Raw genomic sequence first — 14,090 nt, forward strand, 5'->3', positions numbered from 1 at the left:
AACGTAATGACCTCAGGACTTCCCGGTTTGCCGGGAAGTGCCTGCGCGCACCCGGAGAATGAGATGCTAAGTGAAATCAAGACCATTGCCCTGGTCGGCGGTGGCGTTATCGGCAGTGGTTGGGCAGCCCGTGCACTGGCTTACGGCCTGGATGTAGTGGCGTGGGACCCGGGCCCTGGCGCTGAGCAGAATATGCGCGAGCGGATTGCCAGTGCATGGCCCGCGCTTGAACGTGCCGGGCTCGCCGAAGGTGCATCCCTTGAGCGTTTTCGCATGGTGGACACGGTGGAAGAGTGCGTTGCCAACGCTGATCTGATCCAAGAAAGTGCGCCGGAAAACCTACAGTTGAAAATCGATCTGCATGCGCGCATCAGTGCAGCGGCGCGGCCGGATGTAATCATCGGTTCTTCGACCTCGGGCCTGCTGCCAACCGACTTCTACCGTGACGCCGTGAACCCGGAACGTTGCCTGGTCGTGCATCCATTCAACCCGGTTTACCTGTTGCCACTCGTTGAGTTGGTCGGCGGTGAAAAAACCTCCGCGGCGGTATTGGAAAAAGCCCGCTGCATCTTCAGCGAACTGGGCATGCGGGCGTTGCATGTGCGCCATGAAGTGCCCGGATTCATCGCCGACCGCTTGCAGGAATCGATGTGGCGCGAAGCGTTGCACATGATCAATGACGGCGTGGCCACGCCCGCCGAAATCGATGACGCCGTGCGTTATGGCTGCGGGTTGCGCTGGGCATTCATGGGCTCATTCATGACCTTCTCGCTGGCAGGCGGCAAGTCCGGCATGCGGCACTTCATGCAGCAGTTCGGCCCCGCCCTCAAGCTGCCGTGGACCTATCTTGAGGCGCCAGAGTTGAGCGAGACCCTGCTTGATCGTGTGGTTTCAGGTGCCGAAGAGCAGCTGGCAGGGCGTGATATCGCGGCGCTGGAGCGCTATCGCGATGACTGCCTGCAATCCATTCAAGACACCATTGCCGCTGTTAAAGCGCGCCATGGCATCGAAGACTGAGGAGCCAATATGAGCAATCTACCCACGGTGTTCTGGTCGGGCCCGGTGCAAAGCGAATGGACCGATTACAACGGCCACCTGCGTGATGCGTTCTACCTGCTGATCATCAGCTTTGCCGGTGATGAGCTGATGGCGCAGATCGGCCTCGGGCCAGAAGGGCGCGAACAGCTCGGCCATTCGATGTTCACCCTTGAAAGCCATGTGCAGTACCTGCGTGAGGTCAAGGTTGATCAGGTTGTTGAGGTGCGCGGGCAAATCATCGCGCATGACGCCAAGCGCCTGCACCTGAGTTTTTCGCTGCATTTGCAGGGCGAACAGCCGCCGTTGGCGACTGCAGAACAGCTTTGGCTAAACGTCGACATGAGTGGGCCAAAAGCCACGCCACTGGCACCGACGGTAGCGTCTGCCGTGGCTCTTATGGCCAAGGCTGATCAAGCCTTGGAAACGCAAGGAAGCATAGGCCGACGCATCGGCCTGCCGGCACCGAAGCCATCCGCCTAACGCCATACGCCGCCGGTTTGGTAATCGGCATCGATACTAGGGAGTGTCATCATGAGCGCAATCGAACAAGCCGAACTTGAAAATTTCTCCGCCGACTGGCGCGACTTTCCCGTGCTTAACCGGGCACTGACATCACGCTTGCAGAGCGATGGCATTGCGGTTGAGTGGGATGATAAGCGCGTCAGCCATTACCACTTTTTGTGGTTGCGCGATAACTGCCCGTGCCCGCAGTGCATTCATCCGGGCACGCGTGAACAGATATTTGAAATCATTGATGTGCCGGAAGACTTGCGCGCCGAGACGGCCGAGTTGAACGGCGACGAGCTGCTGGTGCGCTGGCAGGATGGCCACGAAAGTGCCTATGGCACAGGTTGGCTGCGTGCCCACAGTTATGACTCGGACAGCCGCCAGGAGCGCCAGCAAACGCTGCGCACTGCAAACGTGTGGAAGACGGATCTGGCGATTCCGACCTTTGATTACAAAGCGGTGATGAGCGAAGACAAGGCACTGTTGCAATGGCTGTTGGCCGTACGCGACACGGGCTTGACGCTGATGACGGGCATGCCCACCACCGAAGACATCATGGAGCAGGTCGCGCACCGCATTTCGTTCATCCGCGAAAGTAACTTCGGCACCTTGTTCGAAGTGCGCACCAAGGTTGAGGCAGTCAACAGCAATGCCTACACCTCGCTGCAACTGCCGGCGCATACCGATCTGCCGACCCGTGAGTTGCAGCCGGGTTTGCAGTTTTTGCATTGTCTGGTCAACGATGCAACCGGTGGCGAAAGCACCTTTGTCGATGGTTTTGCGATTGCCAAAGCTGTTCGCGAACAGTCCCCGGAAGACTTCAAACTGCTCACAGAAGTGCCGGTGTCGTTCCGCAACAAGGCGCCGCAAAGTGACTACCGCAGCTATGCGCCGATTATTGGCCTGGATGCGCGTGGTGAGATCAGCGAGATTCGTCTGGCCAACTGGCTGCGGGCTCCGTTCGATGTGGCCGGTGCAGACATGCCAGCCTTTTACCGTGCTTACCGGCGCTTCTTCGCGCTGACCCGCGACCCTGCATTTATTGTCAGCCATCGTCTGGCTGCCGGTGAAATGTGGTGCTTCGATAACCGCCGCACCATGCACGCACGCAATGCGTTTGACCAGACCAGCGGCATGCGTCACTTGCGTGGCTGCTACATGGATCGTGATGAGTTGTTGTCACGCATTCTGGTCCTGCAGCGCACTTGCTGAACCTGAACCTGAACCATGCCATTCGCCACTATCGGCAGGAGCTCACCATGAGCAATGTTTCGTTTTCCCACGATGAAGCAGCTGCAACCGTTACGTTCAGTTCGCAAGTCGGTGTATTTGATATTCCGGTTCTGTGGTTGCGTGAGCGCAGCCGCGAGCCGCAGCAACTCGATGAGATGACTCAGCAGCGGCTGTTTAATTCTCATGGCATTGATCCGCTGATCAATCTTACTCATCTCGAACCTGTCGCCGAAGAGCAGGCGTGGCTCGCGTTCACCGACGGACACCGCGCGCTGTATGATTTTCGTGGTTTGGTCGATGAAATTGTCGGTCACTCGATTTTCCCGCAGGCGCAGGCTTGGGGCAGCGATCTGGATCGCAGCGCGGTGCGCGCCAATTGGCAGACGCTGGACCAGCCGCAAGCTTTCCTTGATGCCCTGACGGTCTACCTGAAATACGGGTTCGTGATTGTTCACGATGTGCCCACCGAGCCTGAAAGCATTCTTGATGTGGCGCGCAAGTTTGGTTACGTCAAAGAAACCAACTTTGGCCGCTATTTCGAGGTGTACTCGCGACCAGACGGCAATGATCTGGCGTATCGCTCGGTGCATTTAGGCCCTCATACCGACAACCCATACCGTAATCCGGTGCCTGGCATTCAGCTTTTACATTGCCTGGTCAACCAGACATCCGGCGGCTTGTCGACGCTGGTCGACAGCGTCAATGTGGTCAGCCAACTCGCTGCAGAGGACCCCCAAGGCTATGCGTTGTTGTGCAATACAGCGGTGAATTTCCGCTTTGTCGACAAAGGCACGGAGCTTTGCAGCAAGCGCCCGATTATCAGTACCGATGAACGCGGTAATACCTTAGGCGTGCATTACAGCCCACGTCTGGATGGTTTGCCGTTGTTACCTGTGGCTGAGTTGCGCGCCTATCACCGGGCACGCCAGCGCCTTGGCGAACTGTTTGTCGACAGCCGTAACGAAATCCAGTTTCGCCTCGAGCCCGGCGAGTTGATGCTGTTTGATAACAGCCGCGTGCTGCACGGCCGGACCAGCTACGACTCGAGCGAGGGGCATCGCCACTTGCAGGGCTGTTACATCGATTTGGATGGCCCCAAGGAACGCTTCGCCAGCACCTACAAGCTACTCTCCAGCACAGCAGGACAAGAATAATGGAACGCGTTAATTTCATTGAAATGAAGGCGGGTACTGCCGAGGAGTATCACCTCCTTGAGCGGCTCGAAACTGACTACAACAAAGGCCTAGTAGACCGGATTCTGCTGGCGTTGGAGCAAACGGCTGAGACGCTCAGCGGTTATCAGGTCAACCGCCTTGAGCACTCGTTGCAAAGCGCCGCCCGAGCTGAAGCTGATGGCGCGGACGAAGACATGATTGTCGGCGCGCTGCTTCACGACCTTGGCGACAGCCTCGCGCCCTACAATCACTCGCAGTATGCCGCGTCGATTATTCGCCCATACGTGCGCAGTGAGGTCACGTGGATTGTTCACCATCACGGCCTGTTTCAAAACTACTACTACGCGCACCACTACGGCGGTGACCGTTATGAGCGGGATCGCTACAAGGATCATCCGTTCTATCAGAGCTGCGTGGACTTTTGCGAAAAGTGGGATCAGAAGTCGTTTGATCCAAACTATCCAACACCACCTCTGAGCCACTTCGAGCCGATGTTACGGCGGGTGTTTGCCAGAACCCCGTTTGACCCGGCGGTAATCGGTGACGAGGTCGAGGTCAGCTACGCCGTTCGGTAACGGTTAATCCGTCACGCCGGCCTTCACCGCACCACTGATTGGCGACGCGCTATTGGCTGCAACGGCCTGGGCTAATAGCGCGTCAGCCAGTCAATAAACAGCGCGAACAACTCCGCCTGCGAGTTGACGGCAAGCTTGGTGTAGAGATTTTTGCGGTGCATGCGCACGGTTTGCGGTGAAATTTCCAGCACCTTGGCGCTGGATTTTACCGAGTGCCCCCGCAGCAACAGGTGGGCGATTTCGCGCTCACGATCGGTCAGGCCATCGCCTCCGAAACTCATGAATGCGGCGCGAATATGCCGGCTCAAATTACTTGGTGCATGCTCGTCAGGCAGGCATTGGGCAAGGCCTCCTGAGCGGTCAAACTGCAAACACAATTCGCGCACAAGCGGTTCTGCAGACCTGAGTAAATTGAGTTGCGACTTACTGAAGCGCGACCCGCTGCAGCCCTGATAAACACATAACGACAGTTTGCGCTGATCATCCAGGTCGATGATGTAGTGGCTGTCTTCTACTGCCCCGCATTTGAGGTAGTAGTTCTTGTAATACTCACTGCTGAAGAAGTTATCCGGCGCAATCTCGGCAAGCGGATAAAAGCCCTGGGCTAAGCCGTTTTCAATCGCCAGACAAAAAGGGTCGAGCAAGTAGCCGCGTGCGTAGTAACGGCTGGTGAGGTCTTCAAGGTAAATCTCTGGAATGCCGCGTTGATAGATTGGTTGCGGCGGCTGGCCTTTGCATTCAAGGCCCAAAAGTACGCATTCGACGGGCAATAAACTGCTGAGTGCAGCGTCCAGGTAGGCGGGGAAATTGGCCTGCGCAACGTTGGCCACGGCTTGGGCCACGCTGACGTTCCAGGCCTGAAAACCAAGGCTGGGTGTGAGGGAAGGGTGACGCGAGGCTTTAGTGTTCATGCGGGCAGTCTACTGACTGCCCTGATAACCTGCAAAATACTGCAACAAAACAACCTGCCGTATCGCGGCAACAGGCCTGGCAGTGGTTGCTGGCAGGCCTTTGCGTGTGACGGTTTAGTTGCCAGCGTAACTGCCGTCTTTGAGCAGCTCTTCGGCCGTTTGCTCAATGGCTTCGCGCAGGGTTTCGACAATCTCGTCAACCTGAGCGTGGGTAATGGTCAGCGGCGGCGACATCACGTTGAGGTGCACGATCGGGCGCACTAACAAGCCGCGAGCCTGGCACTTCAAATGGATTTTTTCGCCAATGTTGAGCGCTTCAGGGAACAGTTCCTTGGTGCGCTTATCCGCCACGAATTCGACGCAGGCCATGAGTTTTTTGCAGCGAACGTCACCCACCAGCGGCAGGCTTGCCAGAGTCTGCAGGCGCTCTTCCAGGTAACTGCCCACGTCCTGTACGTGATCCAGCAGTTTTTCGCGCTGGATAATCTCAATGTTCTTCAACGCGCTGATGCAACTGACCGGGTGTCCGCTGTAAGTAAAGCCGTGGGCGAAGCAGCGCTCCTGACCCGCTTGGGCGATTTCGTTCCAGATTTTATCTGAGAAGATCAGCGCGCCCAGCGGCAGGTAGCCACTGGTCAGGCCTTTGGCGGTGGTGATGATATCTGGCTGCATGCCAAACACTTCATCCGAGGCGAAAAATGCGCCCAGACGGCCGAAGGAGGTGACTACTTCATCGGCTACATAGAGCACGTCGTAGCGCTTGCACACTTCCCACATCCGCTGGTGATAGCCGGTAGGCGGGATGATTACACCGCCAGAACCCATAATTGGCTCGGCGAAGAAGGCCGCGACGTTATCAGCGCCAATGCTGAGAATTTTCTCTTCGAATTCATTAACCAGAAACTCGAGGAAGTCGGCCTCGGTCATGCCTTCGGGGGCGCGGTAAGGATTCGGGCAAGAGATGTGGTGAATCTTGTCCTGTAAAAAGTCGAACTCGGCTGGGTGATCCGCCGCTTTGCCGCCCAGCGACATGGTCAGAAAGGTTGAACCATGGTACGCATTAACGCGGCTGATGATGTGCTTCTTGTCATGCTTGCCGCGGCAGTTCTGGTAGAACTGAATTAACCGGTAAGCCGTGTCGACCGCGGTTGAGCCGCCGGTGGTCAGAAACACATGGTTGAGATCGCCGGGCGCCAGCTCTGCAAGTTTTTCGCTCAGCTCAATCGCGGTGACATTGGCCATGTCGCAGAACGGGTTGGAGTACGCCAGCTTGCGCACCTGATCGGCAATGGCATCGGCCATTTCTTCGCGGCCCAAACCAATGTTGGTGCACCACATTCCGCCCACTGCGTCGAGGTAGCGATTACCTTTGGTGTCGTAAATGTAGGCGCCATCACCGGCGGCGATGTTCAGCGCGCCATTTTCGCGATGGTCGTCAAACACATGGTAGCCGTGCATGTAGTGCGCTTTGTCGGCAGCAACCAGCGCTTCGTCGTCAAATTGCTCAAAGAAGGCAGGTGTTGGAGTTGTCATGTCTTTACCTCAGCTCAGCGTGCGGTTAGCTGGAGCTTCTTGCGCAGAAGCTCCGTGGCGATTAGTAACCGGTTTTGATGGTGTTCCACGTACGGGAAATTCGACGTATTTCTGCGGGCGATTTAGGTCGCTGAGTGAATAGTCTGGCTCGCGTTTCGTCGTCTGGATAAATGGCCGGATTATCCCGGACTTCGGCTTTAAGCATCGGCGTTGCGGCCTTGTTGCTATTGGCGTAATGGATGTAATTGCTGACTTGTGCAATGACTTCTGGCTGCAACAAGAACTCGAGGAATTTATGCGCGTTGCCGGGATTAGGCGCGTCGACCGGGATGTAGAAATCATCAAACCAGATCAGTGAACCTTCTTTGGGAATGAAGTAATCCAACTTCACATCGGAGCCGGCTTCGTCTGCGCGGGCTTGGGCTGTGGCGTAATCGCCGGACCATGTCATTGCCATGCACTGGTTGCCATTGGCTAAACCTGTGAGGTAGCTGACTGAGTCAAATTTACGGATATAAGGGCGTACTGCTGAGATTACTTCTTCGGCGGCTTTGAGGTCTTCTTTGCTGGCACTGTTGGGGTCGCGGTTGAGGTACTTCAACGCCAGCGGTAATACATCGGTCGGGGAGTCGGTGATGGTCACGCCGCAGTCTGCAAATTTCGACACCACTTTGGGGTCGAAGATCATGGCCAGTGAGCCAATGGGGGCGTCCGGCATGCGTTCTTTGATTTCTTTGACGTTGTAGGTAACGCCATTGCTGCCCCAGGTATAAGGCGCTGAGTAGGCGACGCCCGGATCGTAGCTTTGCAGATTTTTGAGGACTAGCGGGTCAAGGTTATCCCAGCTTTTGAGCTGGTTTTTGTCGAGCTTCTGGAAGGCTCCAGCCTCAATCAGCGGCGGGGTTAAAGCGGCGTTTAGCAGTACCAGGTCGTAGCCGGAGCGTCCGGTTAACAGCTTGCCTTGTACCGACTCGTAGGAGTCGAACGTGTCATAAACGACCTTGATTCCCGTTTGTTTCTCGAAGTCGCTGATGGTGTTTTCGCCAATATAATCTGACCAGTTATACAGGTGCAGGGTGTTTGGCTTGGTCTCACTTGCAGCGTTGGTTAGTGGGCTGAAAGCCAGGCCCATACTGAAAATTGCAACGAAGGTTTTATTCAAACTAAATCCCACCTTTTTCTTTTTTCGAATTGGTTGGTGGGGTCATATTGACCATGACCCGGCCGCTTGCCCATTCCCCTTAAGGGTAGGTCTGCTGTGGCGGGCTGCTGAGCGGGCCTGAAAAGCGCTGCCAGTGCCGTCTGCGTCAGCACGTTGTGGCCTGACGAGGCTATGCCCCGGGCTAAATCATTTAAGTAGGCTTGGCTGTTGCTGTAGAGTTACTGCCCCACAAAGCTGCAGTGGCAACAAACTGGCTTCACGCTGGCGCGCAGCAATTTCAATATTTGCCCGCCGCTGGCGCACGCCCAGCTTTGCCGCTGCAATTCGCAGCCGTGGCGCATTTCAGACAGGACGGTCGCTTTGCGCGCCACTCGGCAAGCTGATGGAACAGCGATACCTTTTATAATCATCGCACCATGAGGCGACGAGGGCGAGATGATGATGGCGACACCCCGTGTCCTGATTGTTGATGACGATCCGGTCATCCGCGAGATGTTAAAGGCTTATCTGGAGCGTGATGGCTATGAGGTGCTTTGCGCCGAAACAGCGGAAGAAGCAGAGACAATCCTTGAGCAGCAGATGATTGATTTACTGATGCTGGATATCCGCCTGCCGGGCAAAGATGGCCTTACCCTGACTCGCGAACTGCGCGCACGCAGTGAAGTCGGCATCATTCTGATCACCGGCAGCGATGATGCGGTGGACCGTATTGTCGGCCTTGAAATGGGCGCCGATGATTACGTGGTCAAGCCCTTTAACCCCCGTGAACTGGTCCCGCGGGCAAAGAATCTGGTGCGTCGCGTTCGCCATGCACAATCGCTCGAGTCAGGGGCGGCTGGCAGCGAAGAGGGCCGGCAAATCAAATACTTCGGTGACTGGGCGCTGGACATCGACCGCCGCCGCCTGATCGACGCCGAAGGCCATGAAAACCTGCTCACGCACGGCGAGTTTCAATTGCTCAGTGCGTTGCTGCGCAATGCCGGGCAGACCTTGAGTCGCGATCAGTTGATGGATCAGGTGCGCAATCGCGAATGGGTGCCCAATGACCGCTCCATCGACGTGCTGGTGGGTCGGCTGCGGCGCAAGTTGCGTGACGATCCGGCGGACCCTCAGTTAATTATCACCATTCACGGCGCGGGCTATCTGTTTAGCTCAGACGTTAGCAGCCGCCAATGAGCCGGCTTTTTATCAGCCTCTTCATGCTCATCGCATTGACGCCTGCGCTGGCGGCAAACGCGGCTGACCCGGCCCCGGCCGCCGACTCGCCAATGGCGACCATTCGTTACTGTGATTACCCGGTTTATCCACCCATTTCCTGGCGCGATAACTCAGGTGAAGTCCGTGGCCTGGCCCCGCATGCTGTGCATGAAGTCTTCGCCCGCCTGGATATGCCGGTTGAAGTAGTTGTATTGGGCAGCTGGAAGCGCTGCTTGACTGACGTCGCTCAAGGGCGAGTCGATATGGTCATCGCTTATCGCACCGAGGGGCGATCAAAAGACCTGTTATTCAGTCAGGTCGCATTACTGCGCGAAGAGGTGGCGCTGTTCTACAACAGTGATAAACCCCTGACAGTGAACAAACTTGAAGATCTCAAGGGTTATCGCGGCGGATTGCTGTTCGGTGAAAGCTATGGGCAGGCCTTCGACAAGTTTGTGGCCGAGAACGGCAACATCGAGTGGGTCACCAGCAACCGGCAGAACTTCGGCAAACTCGTGCGCGGCCGAATCGACTTCATTGCCCAGGAACGCAGAACGGGGCAATTGTTCGTCGAGCACCTGGCTGGCGCCGAAAACATTCAGGTGTTGCCGGTGCCAGTTGCTGTGGATCACTTGTACTTTGCCGTCTCCAAACGTTCGCCGTTAGCGGCGCACATGGCCGAGATTGACCAAGAATTGCAGCGGATTGTGGATGCCGGAGAGGTCGAGCAATGGCTGCAAGACAGTGAAAAGGATTACCGGGCTATGCAGGCAGCACCATGATTGCGCTTGAAGTTACCCCGTCTGGTGGCGTGTCGCAGCGATTGCTGCGGTTCATCTTGCTGTTCAGCCTGTGCTTCACCTTGTTGGCCAGTGCCGTACAGATGTACTTCGAATACCAGCGTGAAATGAGCAATATCGACTCACGTCTGGAATTGATCCGCAATGGTTATCAAGCCAGCATCGAGCGCAGCGTGTGGGACCTCAATCGTAACCAGCTTGAGGTGCAGTTGCAGGGTTTGGTTGATTTTCCGGATATCACCTGGGTACGTCTTTCCAGCAACGACTTCAACATAACGCACGGCAGCAAGCTGGAGCTGGAGTCGGTTCAGGTCGAGCAGTTTCCTCTTAGCTTTCAGGTCGAGAACCAGGCGCCGCGCGCACTCGGAACACTTGAAGTCGGCATTGATATCGCAGCGGTACACCGGCGACTGGTCGCCAGCGGGCTGACCAACCTGCTGTGGATGGGACTGTTCATTTGTGGGCTGGCAATCACCTTGTCGTGGTTGTTCTACCGATTGGTGACCCGGCACTTGCTGGCGATGGCCGAGTTCTCGCGCAAACTCGCCAAGGGCCAATGGCAGCAGCCGCTGCAACTCGATAAGACGCTGAATTCAGTTGAGGACGAAATTGATGCGGTCGCCCGCGCCCTCGATGAAATGCGTCAGGCGATTGTTGAGGATCGCCGCCGTAGCGAGGCAGACCGAATTACCTTGCAAGGCAAGAAGGATGAACTGCTGCGCATGGTCGAGCGGCGTACTGCCAGTTTGCACCGGGCCAAGGAAGAGGCTGAGGCTGCCAACTTGGCCAAGTCACGGTTTCTCGCGACCATGAGCCATGAGTTACGCACGCCGTTAAATGGCATTCTGGGTATGGCCGAGTTGCTACACGAGGCCACTGTTGGCGAGTTGCCGCAGCGCAGGCTGGGCGCCTTGCAGAAAGCGGGTGAAGGATTGCTGGCGTTGCTCAACGACTTGCTCGACTTTGCCACGCTCGACAGTGGCGAGGCTCGGGCTTCGTCGGTTGAATTTGGTCTGCGCGAATTGTGCGAGCAAGTCTTCACCTTGCTTGAGCCCAACGCACACGCCAATCACAACCGTCTGGAGCTAACCATCGACCCGCGCCTGCATAGCAATTGCGTGGGCCCTGAGCAGTTTATTCGCCAGGTGCTGACGAACTTACTGGCCAATGCGATCAAGTACACCGAGCACGGACGTGTGCATTTGCACGTTGAGTTGCTGGGCTGGGAAGATGGCAATCAGCGGCTGGGCTTTGCTGTGGAAGATAATGGGATCGGCATTCCCGAAGCGATTCAAACCCACATCTTCGAGCGTTTTGTTCAGGCTGATGAGCGCGTCGGTGGCGCTGGTCTGGGGTTGGCGATCTGCAAACATCTGGTCGAGTTGATGGGCGGTGAAATCACCTTGCAGAGTCGTGAAGGCGAGGGCAGTCGTTTTTACTTTGAGCTGTGCCTGCCGATTACCCGCCAGACCTTGAGTGAACCGGCCAATTCGCAGCCTGTACAGTCACTGGCGTCGCTGCATGTGCTGGTGGTCGAAGATGTCGAAATCAACCGTGAGGTGGCGCAAGGGCTGCTGGAGCGCGAGGGGCATCGGGTGACGATGGTGGATGATGTTGTTCCGGCGCTTGAAGCATGCCAGCGCCATCTCTTCGATTTGATTCTGCTCGACGAACATCTTCCCGGCGGCAGTGGCATTGGTGTTTGTCAGCAGGTGCGCCAAGACCCGCAAGGGCTCAATCAGAACACGCATATCTATGCATTTACCGCGAGCCTGCAACCGGCCATGGTCCAGCGTTATCTGGATGCAGGCATGCGCGGTGTTATCGCCAAGCCGGTACAGCTGCCAGGTTTACGCCAGGCGCTGGCCGACGTCGCGCAATGCAAGCCTGCCGGGCCCGATCAGGCCGCGCTGGATTCCCATGTGCTGGAAACCCATCAGCAGTTGCTCGGCAATAAAAAACTGGAGCACTTGTTGGCACTCCTGCAAACCAGCTTGCAGCAGGCCGATGGCCTTCTGGATGCACTGGCAGTGCTCGATTATCCCGAGATTGTTGCGCATTCACACCGTCTGGCCAGCTCCAGCCAGTCGCTGGGTGCACGGCATTTGGCTGATACGCTGCACACGATTGAGTCGGCCGCAGAGCGCGAGGATGGGCCAGCATGCACAGCAGCGCGCGAGCCATTGAAGCGCTTGCTGCAAAATACGGCGGCGGCGGTTATCGCTGCACGCAACAAGCTGCTGGACTTGTAACAAAGCTGTTACGACTTCTTACATGTCCTTTCATTGCGGTCAATCAGCGCTTACATCTCCCGTGAATACTTGAAGTGGAGGTCAGGCAACAGACCTGACGAGTATTAGGGATAAAAAAATGAAGCTGCGTAACTTTTCTGCGATCGACGCTGTGTTGGTCGCTGGCGTCTTACTGGCGCTGATCGCGGGCTCTCTTAGCCTTTTCGATGATCCCATGTCGGGTCCATTGCAACTCGCGCTGATTATGGTGGGCTGCTTTGCGGCGCTCATCGGCATGAAAAACGGCATCAGCTGGGAGCAGTTGGAACGCGAGGTGATCGCCACCAACTCGAAAACCATTGCACCCATTTTCATCTTTCTTTCTATCGGTGTCCTGATCGGCTCGTTCATCATTGCCGGTACAGTTCCAACACTGCTCTATGCGGGAGTGAGTCTGCTATCTCCCGGCTTTTTTTATCCATTGGCCTGCATTATCAGCGCGATCGTATCGATCTGCATCGGCTCATCCTGGACCACTGCTGCGACTATCGGTGTCGGCCTCATGGGTACCGCGCACGGCTTTGGTCTGTCGCCTGAAATTACCGCAGGTGCTGTGGTTGCCGGGGCCTACTTTGGTGACAAGATGTCGCCGCTTTCGGAAACCACCAATCTGGCGCCGGCAGTGGCCGGAGCGGATCTGTTCGACCATATCCGCCACATGGCCTGGGTGTCGGTGCCGAGCTTGATCATCGCCTTGGTGTTGTTCTCTATTCTGGCGTTGAAGGCCGATGTACACGGTGATTCGGTTGCCAATGTCGAGGCGCTCAAGGCGCAGCTGGCCAGTTCGTTCAATATCGCCTGGTACAACCTGATTCCGCTGGTGGCATTGCTGACTTTGTCGGTGCGTAAAGTTGCGGCATTCCCGGCGATCATGCTGTGCAGTGTGCTGGCTTGCGTATTCGCTGTGTTGTTTCAGATGCCGGTCATTGAACGCTTTATGGGTGAAACTGAGCTGGCGCATCCGCTCATGGTGGTTAAAGCGTTGTGGACCGTAATGGCCACCGGGTTTGTCTCACAAACCGGTAACGAGGTCGTTGACAGCCTGCTCAGCCGTGGTGGCATGGCCGGCATGGTGTTTATGGCGTTTCTGGTGTTTTGCTCGATGATGATGACTGCGGTGCTTGAGCGCATCGGCTTCATCCGCTTCCTGTTGAGCCTGATCGTGCGCAGCGTGCATTCGGTCGGTGCGCTGATCGGTGCCACGCTGGCAACCAGCCTTGGGGTCAATGTGCTGACCGGCGATCAGTACCTGTCGCTGGTGCTGCCGGGTCAAATGTGGAAAGAAGAGTACAAGCGCCGTGGGCTGGCAGCCGTGAACCTGTCGCGCACCATCGAAGATGCCGGCACGGTAACGTCTTCGCTGATTCCGTGGAATGCTTGCGCGGTATACATGGCCGCCACCTTGGGCGTCGCCACACTGTCTTACGCGCCGTTTGCGTTCTTCAACTGGATCAACCCGATCATTGCGCTGATCTACGGCATCTTCTGCATCAAGATCATGCCGTTGCATGCGCCGGAAAATGATCGCTCGGATGCGCAGGCGTTGAACAACCCCGCGCTCAGCCCAGGCTAACCACGCGCACATTGCAATGGCCCGGTCATGTTGAGTGTCGGGCCATTGTTGGTTGTGCAGCTTAAACGTCGGGTGCGCTTTTCGGTTTAACAGCG

At 56.6% G+C, this 14,090-nt stretch carries 12 protein-coding genes; 9 read left to right on the forward strand and 3 right to left on the reverse strand.

Translation table 11 applies throughout. From position 1 onward, the window contains the following. Positions 1 to 63: 63 nt before the first annotated feature. The 5 genes from BM395_RS05680 to BM395_RS05700 are packed head-to-tail and all read left to right on the forward strand — an operon-like array spanning position 64 to position 4,528. A complete protein-coding gene (locus BM395_RS05680) occupies positions 64 to 1,017 on the forward strand; it encodes an L-carnitine dehydrogenase (RefSeq protein WP_069898068.1) in 954 nt (317 codons plus the stop codon). 9 nt (positions 1,018 to 1,026) lie between these two features. Next, positions 1,027 to 1,518 (forward strand): thioesterase family protein, encoded by a 492-nt coding sequence (locus tag BM395_RS05685; protein WP_090509622.1) that lies wholly within the window; start codon positions 1,027 to 1,029, stop codon positions 1,516 to 1,518. A gap of 51 nt (positions 1,519 to 1,569) precedes the next feature. Then, on the forward strand, positions 1,570 to 2,757 hold the full coding sequence (locus BM395_RS05690; RefSeq protein WP_090509626.1) for a gamma-butyrobetaine dioxygenase: 1,188 nt from the start codon (positions 1,570 to 1,572) through the stop codon (positions 2,755 to 2,757). A 47-nt stretch (positions 2,758 to 2,804) separates the two neighbouring features. Further along, positions 2,805 to 3,932 (forward strand): TauD/TfdA family dioxygenase, encoded by a 1,128-nt coding sequence (locus BM395_RS05695; RefSeq protein ID WP_069898065.1) that lies wholly within the window; start codon positions 2,805 to 2,807, stop codon positions 3,930 to 3,932. Next, entirely contained in the window at positions 3,932 to 4,528 is a 597-nt protein-coding gene (locus BM395_RS05700) for an HD domain-containing protein (RefSeq protein ID WP_170860554.1), read from the forward strand. The genes BM395_RS05695 and BM395_RS05700 overlap by 1 nt, the downstream gene beginning before the upstream one ends. A 71-nt stretch (positions 4,529 to 4,599) precedes the next feature. Here BM395_RS05700 and BM395_RS05705 read toward each other — a convergent pair whose 3' ends face one another. From BM395_RS05705 to BM395_RS05715, 3 genes are all read right to left on the reverse strand, one after another. Continuing rightward, positions 4,600 to 5,439 carry a helix-turn-helix transcriptional regulator gene (locus BM395_RS05705; RefSeq protein ID WP_090509635.1) on the reverse strand — a complete coding sequence of 280 codons (840 nt, stop codon included), beginning with the start codon at positions 5,437 to 5,439 and terminating at the stop codon, positions 4,600 to 4,602. 114 nt (positions 5,440 to 5,553) lie between these two features. Beyond that, entirely contained in the window at positions 5,554 to 6,972 is a 1,419-nt protein-coding gene (locus BM395_RS05710) for an aminotransferase (RefSeq protein ID WP_090509638.1), read from the reverse strand. A gap of 61 nt (positions 6,973 to 7,033) precedes the next feature. Continuing rightward, positions 7,034 to 8,104 carry a polyamine ABC transporter substrate-binding protein gene (locus BM395_RS05715; RefSeq protein ID WP_090509803.1) on the reverse strand — a complete coding sequence of 357 codons (1,071 nt, stop codon included), beginning with the start codon at positions 8,102 to 8,104 and terminating at the stop codon, positions 7,034 to 7,036. 468 nt (positions 8,105 to 8,572) lie between these two features. On the opposite strand from BM395_RS05715, the gene BM395_RS05720 reads away from it, so the two are divergent. The 4 genes from BM395_RS05720 to nhaC all read left to right on the forward strand — a co-directional run bounded on the left by BM395_RS05720 (position 8,573) and on the right by nhaC (position 13,995). Then, positions 8,573 to 9,310: a response regulator gene (locus tag BM395_RS05720; RefSeq protein ID WP_090509805.1), complete on the forward strand. Its 738-nt coding sequence runs from the start codon at positions 8,573 to 8,575 to the stop codon at positions 9,308 to 9,310. Beyond that, on the forward strand, positions 9,307 to 10,113 hold the full coding sequence (locus BM395_RS05725) for a substrate-binding periplasmic protein (protein WP_090509641.1): 807 nt from the start codon (positions 9,307 to 9,309) through the stop codon (positions 10,111 to 10,113). The genes BM395_RS05720 and BM395_RS05725 overlap by 4 nt, the downstream gene beginning before the upstream one ends. Beyond that, on the forward strand, positions 10,110 to 12,383 hold the full coding sequence (locus tag BM395_RS05730) for an ATP-binding protein (protein WP_090509644.1): 2,274 nt from the start codon (positions 10,110 to 10,112) through the stop codon (positions 12,381 to 12,383). The genes BM395_RS05725 and BM395_RS05730 overlap by 4 nt, the downstream gene beginning before the upstream one ends. A 118-nt stretch (positions 12,384 to 12,501) precedes the next feature. Beyond that, positions 12,502 to 13,995 (forward strand): Na+/H+ antiporter NhaC, encoded by a 1,494-nt coding sequence (nhaC, locus tag BM395_RS05735; RefSeq protein WP_090509647.1) that lies wholly within the window; start codon positions 12,502 to 12,504, stop codon positions 13,993 to 13,995. Positions 13,996 to 14,090 lie beyond the last annotated feature (95 nt).

This window comes from Pseudomonas marincola (genome assembly GCF_900116605.1).
GTDB classification, from domain to species: domain Bacteria; phylum Pseudomonadota; class Gammaproteobacteria; order Pseudomonadales; family Pseudomonadaceae; genus Aquipseudomonas; species Aquipseudomonas marincola.